Here is a 25,563-nt window from a genome sequence, read left to right as displayed (position 1 = left end):
CCGTGCTTTCTCGTCTCTCAAACACACCGAATTTATGCAAAGCCGACTTCAGGCAGGAAATCCCATGATGGACGCGTTCGAACTCCCTGGCACCTTGGCCCAAGCCCTGCAACAACGTGCAGCCCAGACCCCGGATCGACTGGCATTACGCTTTTTGGGCGATGACCAGAGTGCCAGCCAGGTGCTGACCTATGCTGACCTGGATTTACGTGCGCGGACTTTTGCCGCAGCCTTGCAGGCCAATGCAGCGGTGGGCGATCGCGCGGTCTTGCTGTTGCCCAGCGGCCCGGACTACGTCGCGGCGTTTTTTGCCTGCCTGTACGCCGGGGTGATCGCCGTTCCGGCGTATCCGCCGGAGTCGTCGCGCCGCCACCATCAGGAGCGTTTGCTGTCGATCCTGAGCGACGCCGAACCGCGCGTACTCCTGACCAGTAGCCATTTGCGCGAGTCCTTGCTGGCCCTGCCCGAACTTAACCGTGCCGAGGCGCCCCCGTTGCTGTGTGTCGACAGCCTTGAACCGAGCCTGGCGCAAGGTTGGCAGCCGGTGGTGTTGCAGGCCGATGACATCGCCTTTTTGCAATACACCTCAGGCTCCACCGCCATGCCCAAGGGCGTACAAGTGACCCACGGCAATCTGGTGGCTAACGAGTTGCTGATTCGCCGTGGATTTGGCATCGATCTCAACCCCGACGACGTGATTGTCAGCTGGTTGCCGCTGTACCACGACATGGGCTTGATCGGCGGTCTGCTGCAACCGATTTTCAGCGGTGTGCCGTGCATCCTGATGTCGCCCGCGTACTTTTTGACCCGCCCGTTGCGTTGGCTCGAAGCCATCAGCGAATACGGCGGAACCATCAGCGGCGGGCCGGATTTTGCCTATCGGCTGTGCAGCGAGCGGGTCAGCGAAAGCGCCCTGGCCGGGCTGGATTTAAGCCGCTGGCGCGTGGCTTATTCAGGCTCTGAGCCGATCCGCCAGGACACCCTGGTACGTTTCGCCGAAAAATTTGCCCCGTGCGATTTTGACCCTGCCAGCTATTTCGCCTCTTACGGGCTGGCCGAGGCTACGTTGTTTGTCGCAGGTGGGCTGCGCGGGCAGGGCATCTCGGCCCTGAGCCTGAATGAGCTGGAACTGGCCAACAACCGCATCGTGCCGGGCGACGGCAGCGCGGTGATGAGCTGCGGCACTCAGCAGCCGCAACATGCGGTGCAAATCGTCGACCCGCACTCGTTCGAGCCCTTGGCGGATAACCGCGTCGGTGAAGTCTGGGCCTGCGGGCCGAGCATCGCCCACGGCTACTGGCGCAACCCGCACGCCAGCGCTCAAACGTTTGTTGCACATCAGGGCGCCACATGGCTGCGCACCGGCGACCTGGGTTTTATCCATGAAGGCCAGCTGTACATCACCGGACGCTTGAAAGACCTGCTGATCGTGCGCGGCCATAACCTCTACCCGCAAGACATCGAAGCCACCATCGAGCGTGAAGTCGAAGTGGTGCGCAAAGGCCGTGTGGCGGCGTTCGCGGTCAATGTCAAAGGCGAGGAGGGGATCGGCATTGCCGCCGAAATCAGCCGCAGCGTGCAAAAAATCATGCCCGCCAACGCCCTGATCACGGCCATTCGTCAGGCCGTAGCCGAAGCCTGCCAACAAGCACCGAGCGTGGTCGTGCTGCTCAATCCGGGGGCGCTGCCAAAAACCTCCAGCGGCAAACTGCAACGCTCGGCCTGCCGCAGCCGTCTGGCCGACGGCAGCCTCGACAGCTACGCGCAGTTTCCGTCAGACGACGCTCAGACGGTCAACCATGATCCGGCGCAGCCAGCCCATCAGTTGGAGGCGCTGATTGCGTGGATCTGGTGCGAGCATTTGCAGGTCGAGCAAGTGGCCGCTGACGATCATTTCTTCCTGCTGGGCGGCAACTCGATTCTGGCCACGCAAACCATCGCCCGCCTGCGTGAAGAACTTAAACTGGAACTCAACCTGCGTCTGTTGTTCGAGGCACCGACCTTGAGCGCCTTCACCGCCCGGGTCGCGGCGTTGCAGCAGGATGGTGGTCTGGCCCAGGGCAGCATCATCGGCTTGAGCCGCGATGAGGCGCTGCCGCAATCGCTGGCGCAAAACCGTTTGTGGTTTATGTGGCAGCTCGACCCGCAGAGCAGCGCCTACACCATTCCCGGCGCCTTGCGCTTGCGCGGCGAGCTGAACGAAACCGCGCTGTGCAGCAGCTTCGCGCACTTGGTCGAACGCCACGAAGCACTGCGCACGCGCTTTTATGAGCGCGATGGCCAAGCCTGGCAGCGGGTTGAGGCCGCCGCGGATTTTGACTTGCAGGTCATCGACATCAGCGACTTGCCCGCCGCCGAGCGAGAAGCGCGGGCGCAGCAGATCCGCGAAGACGAAGCCCGCACCCAGTTCGACCTGAGCAACGGCCCGCTGTTCTGGGTCACCTTGGTCAAGCTCGATGACGAAGAGCACCAACTGCTGCTGACCTTGCACCACATCATCGCGGACGGCTGGTCGCTCAACCTGCTCATCGACGAGTTCTCGCGGTTGTATGCGGCGGCCTGCCTGGAGCAACCGTTAGCGCTGGCGCCGCTGGCTTTGCACTACGCCGACTACGGCAGTTGGCAGCGCCAATGGCTGGCCCAGGGCGAAGCCGAGCGCCAGCTCAGTTACTGGAAACAACAGCTGGGCGACGAGCAGCCGACCTTGCAACTGGCCACCGATTACCCGCGCTCGGCCACGCAGCAACACAGCGCGTCGCGCTACAGCGTGCGCCTGGAGGCACCGCTTGTCGAGGCCTTGCGTGAGACGGCGAAGGCCCATAACAGCACGCCATTTATGCTGCTGTTGGCGACGTTCCAGACCTTGTTGTATCGCTATACCGACCAGCGCGATATCCGCATTGGCGTGCCGAGCGCCAACCGTCCGCGTCAGGAAACCCATGGCCTGATCGGCTTTTTCATCAATACTTTGGTGCTGCGTGCGCAACTGGACGGGCGCCTGCCGTTTGCCCAATTGCTCCAGCAAACCCGCCTTGCCACGCTGGAGGCCCAAGCGCATCAGGACCTGCCTTTTGAGCAGTTGCTGGAAGCCTTCCCGCAGGCCCGTGAACACGGCCTGTTCCAGGTCCTGTTTAATCATCAGCAACGCGACCTGAGTGCTTTACGGCGTTTGCCGGGCTTGCTCGCCGAAGAGCTGGAATGGCACAGCCGCGAAGCCAAATTCGACTTGCAGTTGCACAGCGAAGAAGACCGCCAAGGCCGCCTGAAACTATCATTCGACTACGCCGATGAACGATTTGAGGCCAGCAGCATTGCGCAACTGGCCGAGCATTTTGTCAGCCTTTTGCGCCAAGTCTGCGCCGACAGCCATAAGGCCCTGGCTGACCTGCACCTGCTCAGCCCGCAGCAGTTGCTTGAACAGGCGCGCTGGAGTGAAGCGCCATGTGATCCCGCGCAGCAATGGCTGCCACAGCAGCTTGAACAGCAAGCGCAGCTCACCCCGGACCACATCGCCCTGTTGTGGGACGGCGGCAGCCTCGATTACGCCCATCTGCATGGGCACGCCAACCGCCTGGCAAACTACTTGCGTGACAAGGGCGTGGGCCCGGATGTGCCGGTGGCGATTGCCGCTGAACGTTCGCCGCAACTGCTGATCGGCCTGCTGGCGATTCTCAAGGCGGGCGGCGCCTACGTGCCTCTGGACCCGGACTACCCGCCCGAGCGTCTGGCCTACATGCTGCAGGATTGCGGTGCGGCACTGTTGCTGACCCAAAGCCATCTGCTGCCGCGTTTGCCCAATGTTGAAGCCCTTAGTGTGATCGCCATGGACGGCCTCAATCTCGACAGCTGGTCCGCCCATGCGCCGGGGCTGCACCTGCACGGCGACAACCTGGCCTACGTGATTTACACCTCGGGCTCGACCGGCCAGCCCAAAGGCGTCGGCAACACCCATGCAGCCCTGAGTGAGCGTTTGCAGTGGATGCAAGCCACCTACGGCCTGGGCGCCGACGATGTGCTGATGCAAAAGGCCCCGATTAGTTTTGACGTGTCAGTGTGGGAGTGCTTCTGGCCGTTGATCACCGGTTGCCGTCTGGTGCTGGCCGGGCCGGGAGAGCACCGCGACCCGCAGCGCATCGCGCAGTTGGTGCAGCAGTTCGGGGTGACCACGTTGCACTTTGTGCCGCCGTTGTTGCGTCTGTTTGTCGATGAACCGCAGGCCTTGCAGTGCCGCACGTTGCGTCGGCTTTTCAGTGGCGGCGAAGCCTTGCCCGCCGAACTGCGCAATCACGTGCTGCAACAATTACCCGCCGTGCAACTGCATAACCGTTACGGCCCGACGGAGACCGCGATCAACGTCACCCACTGGCAGTGTGCTCATGATGACGGCGAGCGCTCGCCCATCGGCCGCCCACTGGGCAACGTGGTGTGCCGGGTGCTCGACAGCGAATTGAACCTGCTGCCGGTGGGTGTGCCGGGGGAATTGTGCATCGGCGGTATTGGCCTGGCGCGTGGCTATCTGGAGCGTCCGGGGCTGACGGCTGAGCGCTTTATTGCTGACCCGCTAGGCGAGCCGGGGGCGCGGCTGTACCGCACCGGTGATCAGGTGCGCTGGAACCGCGATGGCGCCCTCGACTACCTCGGGCGTCTGGATCAGCAAGTCAAACTGCGCGGCTTTCGCGTCGAGCCGCAAGAGATCGAAGCGCGCTTGCTGGCCCAGCCTGAGGTGGCGCAGGCGGCGGTATTGATTCACGACACCCAGGCCGGGCCGCAACTGATCGGCTACTACACGGCGCTCGACGGGTCGCTGCCCGAGGCCGAACACAGCGTGCAACTTAAAGCCGCACTGGCCGCCGAACTGCCGGATTACATGGTCCCCGCGCAGTTGTTGCGCCTTGAACGCATGCCCCTGAGCCCGAGTGGCAAGCTTGATCGCCGGGCCTTGCCGGAGCCGGTGTGGCACGTGCGCGAGCACGTCGAGCCTCAGACTGAACTGCAACAACGCATTGCCGCAATCTGGCGCGAAGTGCTGGGGCAGGCCCGAATTGGCCTCAATGACGACTTCTTCGCTCTGGGCGGGCACTCGCTGCTGGCTACGCAAATCGTTGTCCGCGTGCGTCAGGCTTGTGACGTTGAACTGGCCTTGCGAATCCTGTTTGAAGCCAGTGAGCTGGGTGCATTTGTCGAGCAGGTAGAGCGAATCCAGGCCAGCGGCCAGCGCAACACGCAACGGCCGATTCAGTTGGTGGATCGCAGTCAGCCGGTGGCGCTGTCGTACTCTCAGCAGCGCATGTGGTTCCTCTGGCAGATGGAGCCCGACAGCCCGGCCTATAACGTTGGCGGCATGGCGCGTTTGACCGGCTTGCTGGACGTCGGGCGTTTCGAGGCGGCATTGCAGGCGTTGCTGCTGCGCCACGAAACCCTGCGCACCACGTTCCCCAGTGTCAATGGCGTGCCTTGCCAGCAGGTGCATCGCGACACGCGCCTGAGCCTGGGCTGGCTGGACCTGAGCGCCCTGGACTGCGCTGCCCGTGAGCAGCGTTTGCAGGCCCTGGCCGACAGCGAGGCGCATCAGCCGTTTGATCTGGAGCGCGGGCCGTTGCTGTGTGCCCATATGGTCAAGGCCGCCGCCCGCGAACACTACTTTGTCCTGACCTTGCATCACATCGTCACTGAAGGCTGGGCGATGGATATTTTTGCCCGCGAACTGGGCGAGTTGTACGAAGCGTTTGTGGATGATCGCGCCTCGCCGTTGCTGCCGCTGGCCGTGCAATACCTCGACTACAGCGTGTGGCAACGCCAGTGGCTGGAGTCGGGCGAACGGCAGCGCCAGCTCGATTACTGGACCGCCAAACTCGGCACCGAGCATCCGTTGCTCGAACTGCCCGGCGACCGGCCTCGGCCTGCGGTGCAGAGCCATCAGGGCGGGTTGTACCGCTTTGACCTCAGCGACGAGTTGGCCGCGAAACTGCGAGGGTTCAATGCCGAACACGGCCTGACCCTGTTCATGACCATGACCGCCACCCTGGCGCTGCTGCTCTACCGCTACAGCGGCCAGACCGACCTGCGCATCGGCGCGCCGGTGGCCAACCGCATCCGCCCGGAAAGCGAAGGGCTGATCGGGGCTTTTCTTAACACCCAGGTACTGCGCTGCGAACTGGATGGCCACATGCGCGTGGCTGAACTGCTGGAGCAGGTGCGCCAGACCGTCATCGAAGGCCAGTCGCATCAGGACTTGCCGTTTGATCATCTGGTCGAAGCCCTGCAACCCCCGCGCAGCGCCGCTTACAACCCGCTGTTTCAAGTGATGTGCAACGTGCAGCGCTGGGAGTTCCAGCAAAGCCGGACACTGGCAGGCATGACAGTGGAGTTTTTGCCCAACGATGCGCGGGCGACCAAGTTCGACCTCAACCTGGAAGTCACTGACCTCGACCACCGCTTGGGCTGCTGCCTGACCTACAGCACTGATTTGTTTGATGAGCCGCGCATCGCCAGCATGGCCGAGCACTGGCGTAATCTGCTGCACGCGCTGCTGGCCGACCCGCAACAACGGCTGAGCGAGTTGCCGCTGTTGGATGGCGCTGCACAACAGCGCTTGCTGGACGGGCTGACACCGGCGGCGGGTACGCAGCGTCTCGATCACTACGTGCATGTTCTGTTTGCGGAGCAAGCCCGAATGCGTCCTGAGGCCATCGCCTTGACCTTCGGCGGGCAGCACTTGAGCTACGCCGAACTTGAAGGCCGCGCTAATCAACTGGCCTGGAAGCTGCGCGAGCTGGGCGTAGGCCCGCAGGTGCGGGTGGGGCTGGCACTGGAACGTTCGCTGGACATGGTCGTCGGCCTGCTGGCGATCCTCAAGGCGGGCGGCGCCTACGTGCCGCTCGACCCGGAATACCCGCTGGAACGCTTGCAGTACATGATCGAAGACAGCGGCATCAGCGTGTTGTTGAGCCATCGCAGCCTGTTTGCCGCGCTGGGTGAATTGCCCTCAAGCGTTGTGCGCTGGAGTCTCGAAGACGACGGCCCGCAACTGGCCGCGTACCCGTCCAGCGCACTGCCGTTTATCAATTTGCCACAGCATCAGGCGTATTTGATCTACACCTCGGGCTCCACCGGCCAGCCCAAGGGCGTGGTGGTGTCCCACGGCGAGATCGCCATGCATTGTCAGGCGGTGATTGAGCGGTTTGGCATGCGTGCGGATGACTGTGAACTGCACTTTTATTCGATCAACTTCGACGCTGCCACCGAACGTTTGCTGGTGCCGCTGCTCAGTGGTGCGCGGCTGGTACTGCGGGCGCAAGGGCAGTGGGACGCCGAAGCAATCTGCCAACTGATCCGTGAGCAACAGGTCAGTATTCTGGGCTTCACCCCCAGCTACGGCAGCCAATTGGCCCAGTGGCTGGCCAGCCGTGGGCAGACATTGCCGGTGCGCATGTGCATCACCGGCGGCGAAGCATTGACCGGCGAGCACTTGCAGCGCATCCGTTCTGCCTTCCAGCCCAGCGTGTTTTTCAATGCCTACGGCCCGACCGAAACCGTGGTCATGCCGCTGGCCAGTCTGGCACCGGAACACCTAGCCGATGGCGCTGCCAGTGTGCCAATCGGTGAGGTCATCGGTGCACGGGTGGCCTACATTCTCGACAGCCATCTGGCGCTGGTGCCCCAAGGCGCCACCGGCGAACTGTACATCGGCGGCGCCGGGCTGGCGCAGGGTTATCATCAGCGTCCCGGGCTGACGGCCGAACGCTTTGTGGCAGACCCGTTTGCGCGCAATGGCGGGCGCTTGTACCGCACCGGCGACTTGGTGCGCCAACGCGCTGACGGTCTGGTGGAATACCTGGGGCGGGTCGATCATCAGGTCAAAATCCGGGGTTTTCGCATCGAACTGGGCGAGATCGAAAGCCACTTGCTCGCGCATCCGGTGGTACGTGAAGCCGTGGTGCTGGCGTTGGACATGCCGGGTGGCAAGCAACTGGCGGCCTGGTTGGTGTGTGATGAACAGGCCGAGGCGGGTGCGTTGCGCGAAGCGCTCAAGGCCCGGCTCAAGGCGCAACTGCCGGATTACATGGTGCCCGCGCACTTGATGATGCTGGACAACATGCCGCTGACCGCCAACGGCAAACTCGACCGCCGCGCCTTGCCAGCGCCCGATGTTGAGCTCAATCGCCAACTCTACGTGGCCCCGCGCAATGCCCTGCAAGCCAGTTTGGCCAAGGTGTGGGGCGAGGTGCTGAACCGTGAGCACGTCGGTCTTAATGACAACTTTTTCGAGCTGGGCGGCGACTCGATCCTGTCGATTCAAGTGGTCAGCCGCGCCCGGCAATTGGGGATTCACTTCAGCCCCCGTGACCTGTTCCAGCATCAAACAGTACAAGCGCTGGCGAGCGTTGCGACCCAGACCGAGCAACTGACCGCCGAGCAGGGCGTACTCACTGGCGAATCGGCGCTGACGCCGATTCAACAGTGGTTCTTTGATACCGACATGCCGCAACGCGGGCACTGGAACCAGTGCGTGCTGCTGCAACCTGCCGAACCTCTTGAGCCGGCCTTGCTGGAGCGGGCGCTACTGGCCCTGGTGATGCATCACGACGCCTTGCGCCTAAGCTTCGAGCACCGCAACGGGCAATGGCAGGCGCGTTACCTGGGCGCTGCGCAGCAACCGTTGCTTTGGCGAGCCAGCGTGGCGGACCTGCAAGACTGCGCCGGGCTGTTTAACGACGCGCAACGCAGCCTCGATCTGCAAGCAGGGCCGCTGCTGCGCGCGGTACTGGTCGATGGCCCGCACGGGGAGCAACGCCTGTTGCTGGCGGTCCACCATTTGGCGGTCGACGGGGTGTCCTGGCGGGTCTTGCTTGAAGACTTACAGTCGCTGTACCGCCAACAGCCACTGCCCGCGAAAACCAGCGCATTCAGGGCGTGGGCCAATCGTTTGCACGCTTATGCCAGCAGTGATTCGCTGCGTGAAGAGCTGGGCCTGTGGCAAGAGCACCTCAAGGGGCCAGCGGTGGAGCTGCCGGGCGTTAACCGTCATGGCGGGCGGCAACATCTGCACGGGCAAACGCTCAGTGTGCGGCTGGACGAGGCACGCACCCGGCAACTGCTGCAACAGGTGCCCAGCGCCTATCGCACGCAGATCAACGATGTGCTGCTGACCGCGCTGGCGCGGGTGATCTGCCGCTGGAACGGCCAACCGTCGACCCTGGTGCAACTTGAAGGTCACGGCCGCGAAACCCTGTTCGATGAGATCGACTTGAGCCGCACCGTGGGCTGGTTTACCAGCGCTTATCCGCTGCGCCTGACGCCGAGCAGCCACCTGGGGCAGGGCGCTTCGATCAAGGCCATCAAAGAGCAACTGCGACACGTACCGCACAAAGGCCTGGGTTATGGCGTGTTGCGCTACCTGAGCGACCCGGCCACGGGGCAAGCCCTGGCCGCGTTGTGCGAGGCACCGATCACCTTTAACTACCTTGGCCAGTTTGACCAGAGCTTTGCCAGCGATGCGCTGTTCCGCCCGCTGTACGAGCCGACCGGCATCGCCCACGACCCGCAGGCTCCATTGCCCAACGAGTTGAGCATCGACAGCCAGGTGTATGGCGGCGAGTTGGTTTTGCGTTGGACCTTCAGCGTCGAGCGCTATCAGCCCCAAGCCATTGAAGCGCTGGCCCAGGATTACCTCGCGGAGCTTGAAAGCCTGATTGCCCACTGCCTGAGCAGCGATGCGGGCGGCTTGACGCCATCGGACTTCCCGCTGGCCAAACTCAGTCAGGCGCAACTCGACAGCTTGCCGGTGGCGGCAGGCCTGATTGAAGACGTGTACCCCATGACCCCGATGCAAGAGGGCATGTTGCTGCACACCTTGCTCGAACCGGGCACCGGGCTGTACTACATGCAGGACCGCTACCGGATTGACAGCGCCCTCGACCCTCAACGTTTCGCCCAGGCCTGGCAGTCAGTGGTGACGCGGCATGAGGCCTTGCGTGCGTCGTTCTGCTGGAACGCGGGCGAAGGCATGCTGCAAATCATCCATCGCCCCGGCAACACCGAAGTTGATTACCTCGACTGGAGCCGCGAGCCGCAAGACAGCCACGAAGAACGTCTGCAGGCGCTGCTCAAGCGCGAGCGCGAAGCCGGTTTTGATCTGCTCAATCAGGCGCCGTTCCACCTGCGCCTGATCCGTGTGGGTGAGGCGCGCTACTGGTTCATGATGAGCAATCACCACATCCTCATAGATGCTTGGTGCCGTTCGCTGCTGATGAGCGACTTTTTTGAAATCTACAGTGCGCTTGGCGAAGGTCGCGCCCCGCAACTGACCACGCCACCGCGCTATCGCGAGTACATCAGTTGGCTGCAACAGCAGGACCTGCAGCAGGCCAACGCTTGGTGGCAGCGCAACCTGCAAGGCTTTGAACGGACCACTTACATCCCCACCGACCGGCCTTTGCTGCGCGAGCATGCGGGCGCTAGCGGCGGCATGCTGGTGGGCGACTGCTACACCCGGCTTGAGGTCAAAGATGGCGTGCGGTTGCGTGAACTGGCGCAGCAGCACCAATTGACCATCAACACCTTTGCCCAGGCGGCATGGGCGTTGGTGCTGCGACGCTTAAGCGGTGAGCGCGACGTGGTGTTTGGCGTTACCGTGGCCGGGCGCCCGGTGCAACTGCCGCAAATGCAGCAGACGGTCGGGCTGTTTATCAACAGCGTGGCCCTGCGTGTGCAGATGCCTGAAGACGGTCAGGCGCTGAGCGTTCGGCAATGGCTGAGCGCCTTGCTCGAACACAATATGGAGTTGCGCGAGTACGAGTACTTGCCGCTGGTGACGATTCAGGAGCGCAGCGAACTGCCCAAAGGCCAGCCGCTGTTCGACAGCCTGTTTGTGTTCGAGAACGCGCCGGTCGATATGTCGGTGCTGGACCGGGCCCAGAGCCTGAACGCCACCTCGGACTCAGGTCGTACCCATACCAACTTCCCGCTCACCGCCGTGTGCTACCCCGGCGATGACCTGGGCTTGCACCTGTCTTACGACCAGCGCTTTTTTGAGCGCAGCAGCGTTGAGCGCCTGCTCAGTGAGTTCAAGCGCTTGTTGCTGGCCTTGATGGACGGCGTCAATGGCGACATGGCCGACTTGCCTTTGCTGGGCGAGGCTGAGCAGCAATTCCTTATAGAGGGCTGCAACCGAAGCCAGCGCGAGTACCCGTTGCAGCACAGCTATGCTGAACTGTTCGAAGCCCAAGTGGCAGCGCATCCGCAGCGCATCGCGGCCGGTTGCCTGGAGCAGCAGTGGAGTTACCACGAACTGAACCAGCGCAGTAACCGCCTGGGCCATGCCTTGATCGCAGGCGGTGTGCGTATGGATCAACCGGTGGCGCTGCTGGCGGAGCGCGGGCTGGACTTGCTGGGCATGATCATTGGCAGCTTCAAGGCCGGGGCGGGCTATTTGCCGCTGGATCCGGCGCTGCCAGGGCCGCGTCTGAGCCGCATCTTGGAATTGAGCCGCACGCCTATGCTGGTCTGCACCCAGGCCTGTCGCGAGCAGGCGCAAGCCTTGCTCGATGAGTCAGGTTGCGCGGTGCGTCCACGGCTACTGGTATGGGAAGACGTGCAAGCCGGGACGTGGGCGGATCACAACCCGCAGGTCTACAGCGGCCCGGACAACCTCGCCTACGTCATCTACACCTCGGGTTCCACCGGGTTGCCCAAAGGCGTGATGGTCGAGCAACGCGGCATGCTCAACAACCAGTTGAGCAAAGTGCCGTACCTGCAACTGAGCGAGGGTGATGTGATTGCGCAGACCGCCTCGCAAAGCTTCGATATTTCGGTGTGGCAGTTCCTCGCCGCACCCTTGTTCGGTGCGCGGGTCGAGATTGTTCCGAACACCATCGGCCACGACCCGCAAGCCCTGCTGGCGCAGGTCAATGCCCAAGGCATCAGCGTGCTGGAAAGCGTGCCGTCGTTGATTCAAGGCATGCTGGCCGAGGCCCCTGTTGAACTGACTGGCTTGCGCTGGATGCTGCCCACCGGTGAGGCCATGCCGCCAGAACTGGCGCAGCAATGGCTGTTGCGTTACCCCGAGATTGGCCTAGTCAATGCCTATGGCCCGGCCGAATGCTCAGATGACGTGGCGTTCTTCCGCGTTGATCATGGGGCGACTCAAGGCAGCTACTTGCCGATTGGCACGCCGACCGACAACAACCGTCTGTACCTGCTCGACGACGCGCTGCAACTGGTCGCACTCGGCGCGGTGGGTGAGTTGTGCGTGGCAGGCACCGGCGTGGGCCGGGGTTATGTCAGCGACCCGCTGCGCACCGCGCTGGCCTTTGTGCCGAACCCGTTCGGTGCACCGGGTGAGCGTTTGTACCGCACTGGCGACCTGGCGCGGCGGCGCAGCGACGGGGTGCTGGAGTACGTCGGGCGCATCGACCATCAAGTGAAAATTCGCGGTTATCGGATCGAACTGGGGGAAATCGAAGCGCGCCTGCACGAGCAACCAGAACTGCGTGACGCGGCGGTCAGCGTGCAGGAAGGGCCCAATGGCAAATACCTGTTCGGCTATCTGGTGGCCGCGCAAACGGCCCTCGGCCTGAACGAGCGGCTGGACCGGATCAAACAGCGCCTGCGCGCTGAACTGCCGGACTACATGGTGCCGCTGCATTGGTTGTGGCTGGAGCGATTGCCCCTCAACGCCAACGGCAAACTCGACCGCAAGGCGCTGCCGGCGGTAGACATCGGCCAGTTGCAGCGTGAGGACTACCTGGCGCCACGCACAGAACTGGAACACACCTTGGCAGGCATCTGGAGTGAAGTCCTGGGCGTCGAGCGGGTAGGGGTCAACGACAACTTCTTCGAGCTGGGCGGCCACTCCTTGCTGGCGACACAAATCGCCTCGCGGGTACAGAAAGTACTGCAACGCAACGTGCCGTTACGGGCGATGTTTGAATGCAGTTGCGTGGCCGAGTTGGCGGTGTACATCGAAGGGCTACAAAGCAGCGAAATCAACGAGGAAAAAGTCGATCGCCTGAGCGACCTGATGGCCGAACTCGAAGGGCTGTAACAACACCCCCTGTAGGAGCCGAGCTTGCCTCGCGATCTGTTGATCTTAACCATCAACAGATCGCAGCCTGCGGCAGCTCCAAGGTGAACTGCACGTTGCAAGTTGTTCGCTTCTCGCTACGCTTGGCATCTCGACAGCAAGCCAACGGAATTGTGTATGGAACACACTCATTACAGTGGCGGATGCGTTTGTGGCTCGATCCGTTATGAAGCCTTGGGCCCTGCAGAAAACGCTCATACCTGCTCATGCAAAACCTGCCAGCGGCATACAGGCTCACCGACCGTTGTGTGGGTGGAGTTTGCGCAAGAACGGGTCAAGTGGGTAGGGGCCGGGGGTGCTCCTTCGGTCTTCAGAACCTCGGATTACTCCAGCAGGGCCTTTTGCCCAACGTGCGGAAGTTCGATTGGCGCAATCGATGATGAGCCAACGATTGCATTGCTGATTGGCGGCTTTGATGACAATAACGGCGCCGAGCTGGCGCCGTTGTACCACTCGTTTGAGGACATCCGACCACGTTGGTGGTGTTTGACGCCATTAACCCCGTAGTCGCTGTCGAGGTACGAGGCTGCGATAGTTACTTGGGCCCTAAAATCTGCACCAGCTTGTCTGGCGACGGTGCACCTTGCTGTTGTTGCAGGTTGCCTTGGTCGTCCAGGTAGAAAATCGCCGGGGTCGCTGACAGTTCCAGGTCGTTCATGAGCTGGGCGTTGGCGTCGAGCTTGGCCTGTACGTCAGCCGGGATTTTGCTCAAGGCCTTGAGGGTGCTGGCCTTGCCGGCTTTTTCGTGAGCCAGCAGGGCTTGCTGTGGGTCTTTGGCGGACAGCAGGGCGGCAGACTTGCCCGGGCTGTCTTCGCGGATAATGCCCACCATGATGTGGCGTAATTGCACTTTGCCGGAGTCCACCCACGGCCGGGCCTGTTCCCAGAACATGTTGCAATACGGGCAGTTCGGGTCGCTGAACAGGTAAACGGTGCGCGGCGCATCCTTTTTACCATCCTGGATCCAGTTGCTCTTCTCCATGTTGGCCCAGACCTCTTTGGCCATCGGCGCATACACCAGCTTTTGCAGCGGCGCCAGGCTCAGGTCTTTGCCATCGGCGTCATACAGGTTACCGACCAGCACATTGCCGTCAGCGGTCAGGTACAAGGCCATGCCACGGTTCTGGTACTGCGCGGCATAACCTTTCAAACCGCTGGGGGCATCAAAGCTGCCGACGATTTTCGCGCCCTTGGCTTCGATTTTCTTGATGGCTGGAGGCAGTTCTTCAGCTTGCAGCACAGGCGACTGCAGCAGGGCAGCGCCAAACAGAGAGGTCAGGCTAAGGGTTAACAGTTTGCGGTTAAGCATGTTTGCGTATTCCTTGCAGGGTCGACCTGTTGGGCCGACTTTGAATGTTCTTTGGTAAAGCCTTGCATGGCCTGCGCCAGGCTGGCATCGGACAGTTCGCCCAGGTGGCTGCGCAGCAAACGCCCGTCAGCGCTGTAGAAGAGCGTAGTCGGCAGCGCCATGGAGCCGACTTTCTGGGCCAGTTGCCCGCTGCTGTCGAACAAGATGTTGCTCAGGCTCAGACCCTGGGTTTCGAGGAACGTACTGACGCTCTGCATGCTTTCGCCCTGATTGACGAATAAAAACGTCACGTCTTGATGCTGTTTTTGCGCGTTCTGCAGCACCGGCATTTCCCGGCGACACGGCGGGCACCACGTGGCCCACAAGTTGATGACCAGCGGGCCGCCCTGGTAACTGCTCAGTTGCACCGATTCGCCATTGGCTGTGCGCAAGGTGAGTTCAGGCAGGCGCGAACCCTGCTCATAGAGGCTGGAAGACAGGCTGGCCAAAATCCAGAAGGTCAGGCCAGTACTCAACCCCCAAGCTAATGGGCGGCGCAAGCCCGCACGGCGCCAACCCCAGAGCACCGCACCTGCAACCACGGCCACCAGGCCGGGCCAGACCATAAACCCGCCGTCACGCAAATCGAGCATTTTCAACGGGCTGTTCTGGAAGTGCGGCCAGAAAGCGAGCACAAAACCGATACGCGCCACGAGCAAGCCCAGCAAAAACAGGGCAAACAACACTGACTCAGGGTTCTCGCCGCCACGTTTGGCCACCCGCCAACCGACCAGCGTCGCCAGGGCGAGGGCCAGGATCAGCAGCAGGTGGTTAATTGCCAAGGCAAACGAACCGATGGTCAGGGTGAGCATTTATGGGGTTTCCCGAGTGGCATTCCAGTTTTTCAAAAAAGTCTCGGCGTTGACTTCGCCGGTGATCCGCTGCCCACGACGCTCAACCCCATTGGGACCTATCCAGATAAAACTGGGCGGGCCGGGCACCTGGTAACGGCTGAGCAATTCGCGGCTGGCGACATTATCGGCGGTCACATCAAGACGCAACAGTCGCACGCCCTGCAAAGCCGATTGCACCTCAGGTTTGGCGAACACCTGTTTTTCCATGACTTTGCACGACACGCACCAGTCGGCGTAGTAGTCGAGCAACACCCATTGCCCCTCGGCCTTGGCGCTGGCCAGTTCACGGTCGAGGCTGGCCGGGTCGTTGAGGGTAATGAAGTCGCCATGGTCATTGCTGACCGTGGTGCCGATCACGGTTTTAGCGGTGTACACCTGCAACGGTTGACCCAGGTCGGTGCCGCCACCGGCGGCCCCTATCAGCATCAAGCCACCCCAAATCCCGGCCAGCAGGCTCAAGGGATTAAACAGCGGCTTGGCGCGGGCGAAGTGTTGCGCTTGTTGCCACAGGCTGCTGGCAAAAATAATCAGTAACACTCCCCACAACCCCAGCCACAGGGTTTCACTGACCACCGGGCGCAGCAACAGCAGGGCCGTAGCGAGGAACAGGAAGCCAAACAGCCCTTTGGTCAGATCCATCCAGGCGCCCGGCTTGGGCAAAAAGCGGCTGCCCACTGTGACCAGCAACAACAACGGCATGCCAATCCCGACACCCATCACAAACAGCACCAGGCCACCTTCAACCGCATTGCCGCTCTGCGCGATGTACAGCAGGGCGCCTGCCAGCGGGGCGGTCATGCACGGGCCCACCAGCAAACCCGACAAGGCGCCGAGGATGCCCGCACCCAGCAGGCTGCCGCCTTTGCGACCACGGCCGGCGTTTTCGAGGCGATCGCGCAAGGCGGCGGGTAACTGCAATTCAAAAAAGCCAAACATCGGCAGCGCCAGCACCACAAACAGGGCGGCAAAGCTTGCGAGCAACCAGGGTTGTTGCAGCAGGGCCTGCAAGTTGGCGCCCAGCAGGGCGGCCAAAACGCCCAAGCCTGCATACACCAACGCCATGCTCACTACGTAACTGCTGGCGACGGCGAAACCGCGCCCGGCGCTGGCACCGCTGCCCACCACCAGCCCGGCCAGAATCGGCAGCATGGGCAATGAGCACGGGGTAAAGGCCAGCAACAGGCCCAGGCCGAAGAACAGCAACAAGCTCCAGCCCAACGAACGCTGCTGCAAGCTGGCCGCCAGCGACTGGTCCTGGGCCTGGCCTTGAGCGGCGACAGGTTGTGCGCCGCCCAGATCCACCACCTGGCTTTGCGGCGGGTAGCACAGACCGGCATCGGCGCAGCCTTGCCAGCTCACTTTGACCTGGCCGCTGGCACCCGCCGGGATCAGCACGTCAACCTGATTGCGGTAGACCTGGCTGGCACCAAAAAACTCGTCATTGTGCTCCTCACCCTGGGGCAGCACGGGGGTGTGCGCAGCGTCCAGACCGTCAAACTTGAAGCGCTTTTGGTACAAATAGTAGTTGTCGGCAATCTGCCAGCTCAGCCGGGTTTCGCCCGATGGCAAGGCTTCGCTGCTGAAGGCGAACGCCTTGGCCACCGGCAAAAAGTCGACTTTCTGGGCAAAAGGGTCATTACTGGCTTGCGCCTGGCTGAAGCCCGTCAGCAGTAGAAACAGAAAAATAAACAAACGGTGCATACGCCCAGCCTTGGTCTTTATGAATAGGCAACACCTTGGCGACACATGATTAACCGAGTGTTAATAGGGTCGCGAAACTGACAAGCGCTTTAAACAAAGCAGGTGCACTACATTTATAGGGTGGATAATCCGCCCTTAATCCCATGATTTTTTAATCAGCCTATTTACGCGGGTATGAGCATGCACGTACTGGTTTGCGAAGACGATGAACTGATTGCCAGCGGCATTGTGGCCGGGCTGACGGCGCAGGGGCTGACGGTTGAACATGTCGGTACCGCCAGCAAAGCCAAATCCATGCTCAAGGCCGCCGAGTTTGACGTGATGGTGCTTGACCTGGGCTTGCCTGACGAAGACGGCCTCAAGCTGTTGCAGCAACTGCGTCAGCAGGGCTTTGAACTACCCGTGCTGGTGCTGACCGCCCGTGACTCGGTCACCGACCGGGTGGATGGCCTGCAAGCCGGGGCCGATGACTATTTGCTCAAGCCCTTTGACCTGCGCGAACTGGCCGCCCGCCTGCACACCTTGTTGCGTCGAGTGGCCGGGCGCAGCGTCAATTTGATCGAACACGGGCAATTGAGCTATGACCCGAGCAGCCGCATTACCTTGCTGGGCGGTCAGCCGGTCGACCTGTCGCGGCGCGAGCAGGCACTGCTGCAAGCCTTGCTGCATAACCGCGGACGCGTGTTGTCGGCCGAGCAGCTCAAAGACAGCATTTACGGCTTTGGTGACGAACTGGAGAGCAATGCCCTGAACGTTCATATCCATCACCTGCGCTCCAAACTGGGCAAAGGTATCGTCGAAACCGTGCGCGGCCTCGGGTATCGTCTGGGCACCGCCGACGGTGCCGAGCAGCCATGATGAGCATGCGTCTGCGTTTGAGCCTGACCATTGGCTCGGCGTTTGTATTGATCTGGGCATTGGCGGCGGCCTGGATGCTCAGTGACTTGCGTCAGCAAATGATGTTCTCCCTTGACCAGCGTCTGGTGGCGTCCGCGCGTATGGTGGCGGGGCTGCTTGAGCAATTGCCGCAGTTGCCGGTGAAGGGCGAGGGCACCCATTTCAGTGCGGAACAACTGACCATCCCGGGCGGTATGGCGTGCCAGGTGAGTTCGTTGCGCGGTGAGGTGCTGGCCCGCAGCCACAACAACCCGGACCAGCCGATGCGCTCCGAATCGGCGGGTTTTCATGACCAGATCATTGATGGCGCCGCCTGGCGCACGTTCACTCTCGACCGTGGCGATGTGCGCATTACCACCGCCGACCGCCAGGTCGAGCGCGAAGCCCTGAACCTTTCCGTGCTGCTCGCCGCCTCGGTGCCGGTGGGCATGGCCTTGATCGTGTGTTTGCTGCTGCTGTGGCTGGGCCTCGGCCAGGGGTTGGCACCGCTCAACCGCATGCGTGATGCGCTGATGCGCCGCGATGCCGATTCGCTGCAACCGTTGCAGATCAGTCCGTTGCCCAGCGAATTAAAGCCCTTGCTGGACTCTCAGAACCAGTTGCTGGCGCGAATAGCCAAAGCCATCGAACGTGAGCGACGCCTGACCGGCGATGCCGCCCATGAACTGCGCAGCCCGCTGACCGCGATCAAAACCCACCTGCAAGTGGCACGCATGACCGACGGCGCGGCGCGCGAACAGTCCCTGGCCCACGCCGAAGCCGGGGCAGACCGTTTGCACCGGACCCTTGAGCAGTTACTGCTGCTGGCGCGGGTTGAAGGCAGTTTGTCGTTTGATGACGGCGTAGAGTGTTCGGCTGAACAAGTGGCGCGTCTGGCCATCAACGACGCGGCCAGCGGCGCGGCTGACCGTGTGCATTTGCAACTGGCCGATGACCTCCCGGACACCCGTCTGCACGTGCCTTCGGTGCTGGCAATCGCCGCCTTGCGCAATCTGCTCGACAACGCCTTGCGCCACACCCCGGCGGACACCCAAGTGCAATTGAAGGTGCATGCCGAGGGCAACCACGTCGTGTTCGTGGTGCGTGACCACGGCCCCGGCCTCGCGCCTGAGACCTTGCAACACATGACCCAACGTTTCTGGCGCAACGGCAACAGCAACGGTTGCGGCTTGGGCCTGGCGATTGTGCAGGCCATTGTTGAACGGTGTGCGGGCGAACTGAATTTCGACAGCCAGGCCGATGGCTTGCGGGTTGAACTGCGCATGCCGTTGCAGACGGTTTGAACACACATCACGCTGGACCGTAGCAGCTGTCGAGCTTTGCGAGGCTGCGTCCGGCGGCGCAGCCGTCGCAAAATCCAATGACACGGTTATCCAGATAGACGGCATAAACCGGCTTTACGATCGCTTCGCAATCGGACGCAGACTCGCAAAGCTCGGCAGCTGCTACGGGTACTGCTTAGGGTTTATGCGGATCTTGGCTAAATCCTCACCACGCTGATGCGTTTTCAAAACAGGAATGTTTTGGTCAATCTCATCGGCGTATTGAGGGTCCCAGGAATGTCAGTCGCTACCAGCCTTGCTGAAAATCATCCGGTTGAAACGCTGTACGAGTTTGAAGAGTCTCCGTTGCTGGCCCGCCAGAGCCGTCAGGAGTCCAATGCGCGCAGTTACCCGCGGCGCCTGCCGCTGGCCCTCAAGCGGGCCAAGGGTTTGTACGTTGAAGATGTCGAGGGCCGCCGCTTCATCGATTGCCTGGCCGGTGCCGGGACTCTGGCGCTGGGGCACAACCACCCGGTCGTGATCGCCGCCATCCAGCAAGTGCTGAGCGATGAACTGCCCTTGCATACCCTCGATCTCACCACCCCGGTTAAAGACCAGTTTGTTCAAGACCTGTTCGGCCTGCTGCCCGGCGCTTTGGCCAGCGAAGCGAAGATCCAGTTCTGCGGCCCGACCGGCACTGATGCCGTCGAAGCCGCGCTGAAACTGGTGCGCACCGCCACCGGGCGCAACACCGTGGTGTCGTTTACCGGCGGGTATCACGGCATGAGCCAGGGTGCCTTGAGCCTGATGGGCAGCCTGGGGCCGAAAAAGCCGTTGGCCGCCTTGCTCAGCAATGGCGTGCAATTCATGCCGTATCCCTACGATTACCGCTGCCCGTTCGGGCTGGGCGGCAAGCAGGGCGTGCAGGCCAATTTGCATTACCTCGAAAACCTCTTTAGCGACCCGGAAGCCGGTGTGCAGCTACCGGCGGCGGTGATTGTCGAAGTGGTGCAGGGCGAGGGCGGCGTCATTGCGGCAGACCTCGACTGGCTGCGCGGGTTGCGCCGGATTACCGAACAAGCGGGCGTGGCGCTGATCCTCGATGAAATTCAGAGCGGCTTTGCCCGTACCGGCAAAATGTTCGCCTTTGAGCACGCCGGCATCATCCCGGACGTAGTAGTGCTGTCCAAAGCCATTGGCGGCAGCTTGCCGTTGGCGGTGGTGGTGTATCGCGAGTGGCTCGACACCTGGCTGCCGGGCGCCCATGCCGGAACGTTCCGTGGCAATCAGATGGCCATGGCCGCAGGTTCGGCGGTGATGCGCTATCTCAAGCAGCACAACGTTGCTGCGCACGCCACTGCCATGGGCGAGCGCCTCAGCGAACACCTGCACATCCTCCAGCGCGACTTCCCGCAGTTGGGCGATATTCGCGGTCGCGGCCTGATGCTGGGGGTTGAACTGGTTGACCCCAACGGCAGCCCCGACGCCTTGGGCCACCCGCCAGCCTTTGCCCGGCTGGCGCCGCTGGTACAGCGTGAATGCTTGAAGCGCGGCTTGATTCTGGAGTTGGGCGGGCGCCAGGGCAGCGTGGTGCGCTTCTTGCCGCCGCTGATCATCACCGCCAGTGAAATCGACCAGGTCGCGGCCATCTTTGGCAATGCCATGGCCGCAGCGATCACCCGGCTCTAATTTCTGCCCGTGATCACTCGTTAGATTCATATCTTTTACAGCGACGGAGACCCGCACATGAGTTCAGTATTTGACCGCGACGACATCCTCTTCCAAGTGGTGGTGAACCATGAAGAGCAGTATTCGATCTGGCCGGACTACAAAGCCATCCCCAACGGCTGGCGCGCCGTAGGCAAAAGCGGCCTCAAGCCTGAGTGCCTGGCGTATATCGAAGAAGTCTGGACCGACATGCGGCCCTTGAGCCTGCGCCAGAAGATGGATGCAGTGGCCACGCACTAAGCGCAATCATTGTAGGAGCGAGCTTGCCTCGCGATCTTTTGACCTTGAAAAGATCGCGAGCAACCTCGTTACAAGGATTTTACAATCGCATCAATATTGCTCTGCAACTGCGCCACCGGATCTGCGCCGTCAGCGCCGATCACCACCAGTTGGCTGCCACCCTCGGTAATCGCTGCCTTCAACTCGGGTGAAGGTTCGCGATGGTCGAGCACTAGCGCCACGTCATTGTCCTTGAGGGTTTGCGTCAGCGTCTTGAGGGCTTGCGGTGTCCACGGGTCTTCACTGTTATGGGCCACGTCAACGCGCTCCAGATTCAGCCCGCTGATCAAGTAATCCAGCCGGTCGGACACACTCACGACGCTTAAATTATCGGCCTTGGCCAGGCGCGATTCGCTCTCGGCGCTGAGTTTGAGCAGGCGCTGTTTCAGCTCGGCCAGGTTGGCTTCGATTTTGGGCTTGGCGGCGGGGGCCAAACGTACCAGGTCAGCCGCAATCACGTCGGCCATACGGCCCATGTTGTTGCTGGACAGCCACGGCTGGCTGTTGAGGCCATCGCTGTGCACGTCAGGTTGCACGGCAATGCCCGGCAAACTGCCGTCCACAGGGCGTGCGGCGTCCACTTCGACGATGCGGATGTTGCTGCGCCTAGCCATCGGGTACAGCGGGTCGTCGCTCCACAGCGAGCGCAGGCCGACCACCGCATCGGCGTTTTGTGCGAGTTTTTGCAGGGCCGGGGCGCCGCGACCGCTGAAGTAGGCACTTTGCCGACTGCCGGGCAGGTTGGCTGCCGCTGCGCGTTCAAGGGTCACGCCGCTGTCCTTGAGCAGCAGCTCGCTCAAGCCATAGGTAATCGGCAAGCTGGCGAGAATACGCACCGGTTGCGGTGACGGGGTGGCGGCCAGCAGCTGGGTGCTGAGCAGGCCGGTGATGGCAATTGCCAGAGTGAGTTTGCGCAGCGTGAACATTTATCCAATATTCCCTTTGAGGCTTGGCACCACGCCACGAGCAATGGCGGCCAGGGCGAAGGCGATACCGGCCACCAGAATGATCGCGGCGCCGGACGGAATCGGTAGGTCGAGGACGATAGGCAGCAAAATCCCGCACAAGGTGCTGACCGTGGCGATCAGCACCGAAATCCAGAAAAAGCCCTTCAACGACTGGCTGAGCAAGCGCGCCGCAGCGGCCGGAATCACCAGCAGTGCGCCCACCAGAATCGCTCCGATCACCTTGACCGCTGCCACGGTGATCAGCGTTACCAGTATCACAAACAGGTAATCCAGGGATTTCACTGCCACCCCGCGCACGGCGGCCAGTTGCGGGTTGAAACTGGCCAGCATGATGCGGTTGTACAGCGGCAGGCTCAGGCCCAGCACCAACGCGCCGACCACCGCCAGCACCAACAGGTCGTTGCCGTTGACGGTCAGCACCGAGCCAAACAGGACGTTTTCAAGGATATGGATGTTGATCTTGCCCGCGAGAATCAGCAGCAGGCTGGCGCCCAACGCCAATGACACCGAGAGGAAGACCCCGATCAGCGTGTCTGGGGCCAGGCCTGTGCGGTTGCGCAGGTAATTGAGCGAAATGCCGAACAGCAGGCAATAGCCGAACAGGCTGCCATAAGGCCCGGTGTAGGGTTCGCCGAGCAGGATGCCGATGGCCACCCCGGTCAGCGCTGCGTGGCCCACGGCTTCGGAAAAGAACGCGAAGCGCTTGACCACCACCAGGGTGCCGAGCCCGCCCAGCACGGGGCCGATGAGTAAACCGGCGAGCAGCGCATTGACCACAAAGCCGTAGGCCAGCACTTCGGGCAAATACCCGGCGGTGGCCCAGCCTTGAATCATCAAACGGAAGGCTTCATAGCTCATGGCTGGGCGCTCCCGCAGGCTTTAGGGTGGGTTGAAAACAGGCTCAACAGGCGCTCAGGGCTAAGGGTTTGCGCAGGCGGGCCGTCGAACAGCACCTGGCGATTAAGCCCGGTGACGCGATCTGCCAGACGTTTGACGGCCGCCAGATCGTGCTCGATCCACACCACCGTGACGCCTGATTGCTGCCAGTCGTTGAGCAAACGTTCAAACACCTGCGCACCGGCTTCGTCCAGCGCCGACATCGGCTCATCCAGCACTAGCAATTGCGGGGCCGGGATCAGCCCCTGGGCCAGCAGCACCCGTTGCCGTTCACCGCCCGACAAGGCGCCCATGCGGCGCTTGCGTTTGTGTTGCATGCCCACCCGTTCCAGCGCATCGCCAATGGCCGGGGCAATCTTGCGCGACAAGCCCATAAAGGCCGGGCGCCGCTGGCACATGGCGGCCATGAAGTCGTCGACGGTCATGGGCAAGCCACGGTCAAATTCCAGCGCCTGGGGCACATAGCCGATCAACCCCGGCTCGCCGTTCCAGTTCAGGCGCAACTCGCCCTGATGCGGCATTTGCCCGAGCAGGGTTTTGATCAGCGAGCTTTTGCCGCCGCCATTGGGCCCCACCAGCGCATGCACGCTGCCCGCCTGAATGTTGAAACTAATACGGTCCAGAATCGGCGTGCTGCCCAAGGTCAGCGACACCTGATCAAACTCCACACCCGGCCCGCGGGCTTGCACCACAAGAGGTTCAGCCGCCGTCATGCCCCGGACTCCTGAATCGCCTTGACCACGGTATTGAGGTTGTTGTTCATCTCTTTTTCATACTTGTCGGCGGTGTACTCGCCATAGGAGATATGCGACAGCGGGTAAAGCTTGACCCCGGACTCGCGCTGGATGGTTTCAACGTACGTCGACGGGAAGTCCATCTCGGAGAAGATCACTTTCACATCCAGGTCGCGCAGTTGGTCGATGGTCTTTTTCAACTGGCTGGGGCTCGGCTCAATACCGTGGGCTGGCTCAACCACGGCGGTCACTTCCAGGCCAAATTCGCGCAACAAGTAGTCATAGGCGGCGTGCACGGTGGCGACCCGCAAATCCGCGTTGGGGGCTTCGGTGAGTTTGGCCAGGGCGTCGGCGCGCATCTGGCGCAGGCGCTTGCCGTAAGCGCGGGCATTGGCGGTATAGGTTTTGGCGTTGGCCGGGTCGAGCTTGCCCAGTTCCCGGGCGATGTTGTTGACCTGGGCAATCGAGGCGCTGATCGACAAGAAGGTGTGCGGGTTGACCACCTTGCCAGCGCCCCGCGCGGCGGTGCCGGTGGCGGCCAGCAGCGGTACGTTCTGGTTGGCCTCGATGACCGGGATGTCCGGTTTTTCACTGGCTTCGATCATCTTGTCGGCGAAATCATCATGGCCCACGCCATTGAGCACGATCACGTCCAGCGTGCCGATGCGCTTGATGTCGTCAGCGCGGGGTTCATAGGCGTGCGGGTTAAAACCGGCCGGAATCATCGGCACCACTTCAGCCTTGTCGCCAACAATGTTTTTCACGTAGCTGTAATACGGGTGCAGGGTGATGCCAATGCGCAGTGGTTTGGCCAGCGGCGCCGGGGCGGCGGTGTCAGCGTGCGTCAGAGGTGAAAGGCAGAGGGCCAGGAGGCCGGCCAGCAACAAGGTGCGGCGTCGAAATACAGATGAAATGGACATGGCGAGCAGTCTTCTCTCAGGTAAAGCGGTGGGTTCAGTGCCGATGCTGGCGAGTCACCCCGGCATCGAATTGGGCGATCACTTGCTTCCAGCCGTTCTGGAGCAAGGCGCCATCGCTGAAGTCGGTGGGGGCGCTGACGTTACTGTTGCGGTTAAGCCACACATCGGGCTGCTCGTTGATACGCATCAAAAACGAGCCGGCCACCTCAGGGTTGGGGCTCACGCCCAGGTACGCCTGGTCGCCCAGCAATTGCCAGGCATGGTTGCCACGGCTCACCGAGCTGGCATCGCTGGCAAAGGGCGCGAAGCCTTCTTCGGCCAATTGCCCGGGTTGGGGCAGGGCGCCGGTTTCTTCGCGCAGCAGGTTGATCTCGTCCAGGGTGACCCGCAGATCGGCGTAGATACCTTGCTCGGCGGCATTTAGATCGAGCCGGGCATCCAGTTGGTGGGCCGCCACTGAGGTTGCCTCATGGGACTCATGACGCCAGGCCACGACCGACCCCGCGACGCACAGAATCAGCAGGCACAACAGCAGCACGTAAAGGGTTTCATGCCCGGCACCGGCCGGGCGCACGACGTGAGTATTCATTCGATATCGGCTTGGTCGATTTCAACAATGTGGCCGGGGCCTGCGTCAAACAGCACGTAGAACTCGCCTTCCGGGCGTTTGAAGGTCAGGGTCGAATCAGTGCCCAATTTGCCGGGCACCAAGATGGTTTCGTCATAACCGATCACATCCAGCGTCACCCCCGGTGCGCCACTGCCATCAGAAAACCCGCCAGTGCAGCGGATCTGGTCGTCGCCCAGGCTTTTGCACTCACACATCGGGTTGTGCGCCAGGGCCTGGCCGCTGAACCCCAGCAAGGCCAGAAAACCCGCGGCCATGACATG

Annotated in this window: 15 protein-coding genes; 6 read left to right on the top strand and 9 right to left on the bottom strand. The window is 62.0% G+C overall.

Annotated elements, in window-relative coordinates; all coding sequences use genetic code 11:
• Nucleotides 1–64: 64 nt before the first annotated feature.
• Nucleotides 65–13,045: a non-ribosomal peptide synthetase gene (locus GHO25_RS06085; protein ID WP_153390147.1), complete on the top strand. Its 12,981-nt coding sequence runs from the start codon at nt 65–67 to the stop codon at nt 13,043–13,045.
• Between the two features lie 156 nt (nt 13,046–13,201).
• The gene (locus GHO25_RS06080; RefSeq protein WP_153374030.1) at nt 13,202–13,591 is read left to right on the top strand and encodes a GFA family protein; all 390 of its coding nucleotides are present in this window, start codon (nt 13,202–13,204) and stop codon (nt 13,589–13,591) included.
• Between the two features lie 28 nt (nt 13,592–13,619).
• Here the strand turns inward: GHO25_RS06080 and dsbG are convergent, their stop codons facing one another.
• The 3 genes from dsbG to dsbD are packed head-to-tail and all read right to left on the bottom strand — an operon-like array spanning nt 13,620 to nt 16,987.
• Nucleotides 13,620–14,393 carry a thiol:disulfide interchange protein DsbG gene (gene dsbG / locus GHO25_RS06075; protein ID WP_048368848.1) on the bottom strand — a complete coding sequence of 258 codons (774 nt, stop codon included), beginning with the start codon at nt 14,391–14,393 and terminating at the stop codon, nt 13,620–13,622.
• A complete protein-coding gene (locus GHO25_RS06070) occupies nt 14,372–15,244 on the bottom strand; it encodes a TlpA disulfide reductase family protein (protein WP_048368849.1) in 873 nt (290 codons plus the stop codon). Before GHO25_RS06070 ends, dsbG begins: the two co-directional genes overlap by 22 nt.
• Nucleotides 15,245–16,987 (bottom strand): protein-disulfide reductase DsbD, encoded by a 1,743-nt coding sequence (gene dsbD / locus GHO25_RS06065; RefSeq protein WP_153390146.1) that lies wholly within the window; start codon nt 16,985–16,987, stop codon nt 15,245–15,247.
• Between the two features lie 180 nt (nt 16,988–17,167).
• Here dsbD and GHO25_RS06060 point away from each other — a divergent pair, with 180 nt between their 5' ends.
• The 4 genes from GHO25_RS06060 to GHO25_RS06045 all read left to right on the top strand — a co-directional run bounded on the left by GHO25_RS06060 (nt 17,168) and on the right by GHO25_RS06045 (nt 21,114).
• On the top strand, nt 17,168–17,845 hold the full coding sequence (locus GHO25_RS06060) for a response regulator (protein ID WP_153390145.1): 678 nt from the start codon (nt 17,168–17,170) through the stop codon (nt 17,843–17,845).
• A complete protein-coding gene (locus GHO25_RS06055; RefSeq protein WP_178110001.1) occupies nt 17,842–19,167 on the top strand; it encodes an ATP-binding protein in 1,326 nt (441 codons plus the stop codon). Before GHO25_RS06060 ends, GHO25_RS06055 begins: the two co-directional genes overlap by 4 nt.
• Nucleotides 19,168–19,443: 276 nt before the next feature.
• Nucleotides 19,444–20,835, top strand: coding sequence for an aspartate aminotransferase family protein (locus tag GHO25_RS06050; protein WP_153390143.1), 1,392 nt, complete (start codon nt 19,444–19,446; stop codon nt 20,833–20,835).
• Nucleotides 20,836–20,892: 57 nt separating this feature from the next.
• Entirely contained in the window at nt 20,893–21,114 is a 222-nt protein-coding gene (locus tag GHO25_RS06045) for an MbtH family protein (RefSeq protein WP_048389352.1), read from the top strand.
• 68 nt (nt 21,115–21,182) lie between these two features.
• Here the strand turns inward: GHO25_RS06045 and GHO25_RS06040 are convergent, their stop codons facing one another.
• Genes GHO25_RS06040 through GHO25_RS06015 form a run of 6 tightly spaced genes read right to left on the bottom strand, consistent with a single transcriptional unit; the run spans nt 21,183 to nt 25,557 of the window.
• A complete protein-coding gene (locus GHO25_RS06040; protein WP_153390142.1) occupies nt 21,183–22,079 on the bottom strand; it encodes a metal ABC transporter solute-binding protein, Zn/Mn family in 897 nt (298 codons plus the stop codon).
• Nucleotides 22,080–22,979, bottom strand: coding sequence for a metal ABC transporter permease (locus tag GHO25_RS06035; RefSeq protein WP_048368854.1), 900 nt, complete (start codon nt 22,977–22,979; stop codon nt 22,080–22,082).
• The gene (locus GHO25_RS06030) at nt 22,976–23,731 is read right to left on the bottom strand and encodes a metal ABC transporter ATP-binding protein (protein WP_153390141.1); all 756 of its coding nucleotides are present in this window, start codon (nt 23,729–23,731) and stop codon (nt 22,976–22,978) included. Before GHO25_RS06030 ends, GHO25_RS06035 begins: the two co-directional genes overlap by 4 nt.
• On the bottom strand, nt 23,728–24,672 hold the full coding sequence (locus tag GHO25_RS06025) for a metal ABC transporter substrate-binding protein (RefSeq protein WP_153390140.1): 945 nt from the start codon (nt 24,670–24,672) through the stop codon (nt 23,728–23,730). Before GHO25_RS06025 ends, GHO25_RS06030 begins: the two co-directional genes overlap by 4 nt.
• A 34-nt stretch (nt 24,673–24,706) precedes the next feature.
• A complete protein-coding gene (locus tag GHO25_RS06020) occupies nt 24,707–25,261 on the bottom strand; it encodes a DUF6162 family protein (RefSeq protein ID WP_153390139.1) in 555 nt (184 codons plus the stop codon).
• The gene (locus GHO25_RS06015) at nt 25,258–25,557 is read right to left on the bottom strand and encodes a hypothetical protein (protein WP_178110008.1); all 300 of its coding nucleotides are present in this window, start codon (nt 25,555–25,557) and stop codon (nt 25,258–25,260) included. Before GHO25_RS06015 ends, GHO25_RS06020 begins: the two co-directional genes overlap by 4 nt.
• Nucleotides 25,558–25,563 lie beyond the last annotated feature (6 nt).

Source organism: Pseudomonas sp. FSL R10-1350 (genome assembly GCF_009600525.1).
Classification (GTDB): Bacteria; Pseudomonadota; Gammaproteobacteria; order Pseudomonadales; family Pseudomonadaceae; genus Aquipseudomonas; species Aquipseudomonas helleri.
Note: the sequence above shows the minus strand (reverse complement) of the source record. Positions and strands in the feature narration are given on the sequence as shown.

Coding starts and splice junctions, on each gene's coding strand:
- GHO25_RS06085 (WP_153390147.1), top strand. CDS start 65: ATGATGGACGCGTTCGAACTCCCTGGCACCTTGGCCCAAGCCCTGCAA.
- GHO25_RS06080 (WP_153374030.1), top strand. CDS start 13,202: ATGGAACACACTCATTACAGTGGCGGATGCGTTTGTGGCTCGATCCGT.
- dsbG (WP_048368848.1), bottom strand. CDS start 14,393: ATGCTTAACCGCAAACTGTTAACCCTTAGCCTGACCTCTCTGTTTGGC.
- GHO25_RS06070 (WP_048368849.1), bottom strand. CDS start 15,244: ATGCTCACCCTGACCATCGGTTCGTTTGCCTTGGCAATTAACCACCTG.
- dsbD (WP_153390146.1), bottom strand. CDS start 16,987: ATGCACCGTTTGTTTATTTTTCTGTTTCTACTGCTGACGGGCTTCAGC.
- GHO25_RS06060 (WP_153390145.1), top strand. CDS start 17,168: ATGCACGTACTGGTTTGCGAAGACGATGAACTGATTGCCAGCGGCATT.
- GHO25_RS06055 (WP_178110001.1), top strand. CDS start 17,842: ATGATGAGCATGCGTCTGCGTTTGAGCCTGACCATTGGCTCGGCGTTT.
- GHO25_RS06050 (WP_153390143.1), top strand. CDS start 19,444: ATGTCAGTCGCTACCAGCCTTGCTGAAAATCATCCGGTTGAAACGCTG.
- GHO25_RS06045 (WP_048389352.1), top strand. CDS start 20,893: ATGAGTTCAGTATTTGACCGCGACGACATCCTCTTCCAAGTGGTGGTG.
- GHO25_RS06040 (WP_153390142.1), bottom strand. CDS start 22,079: ATGTTCACGCTGCGCAAACTCACTCTGGCAATTGCCATCACCGGCCTG.
- GHO25_RS06035 (WP_048368854.1), bottom strand. CDS start 22,979: ATGAGCTATGAAGCCTTCCGTTTGATGATTCAAGGCTGGGCCACCGCC.
- GHO25_RS06030 (WP_153390141.1), bottom strand. CDS start 23,731: ATGACGGCGGCTGAACCTCTTGTGGTGCAAGCCCGCGGGCCGGGTGTG.
- GHO25_RS06025 (WP_153390140.1), bottom strand. CDS start 24,672: ATGTCCATTTCATCTGTATTTCGACGCCGCACCTTGTTGCTGGCCGGC.
- GHO25_RS06020 (WP_153390139.1), bottom strand. CDS start 25,261: ATGAATACTCACGTCGTGCGCCCGGCCGGTGCCGGGCATGAAACCCTT.
- GHO25_RS06015 (WP_178110008.1), bottom strand. CDS start 25,557: ATGGCCGCGGGTTTTCTGGCCTTGCTGGGGTTCAGCGGCCAGGCCCTG.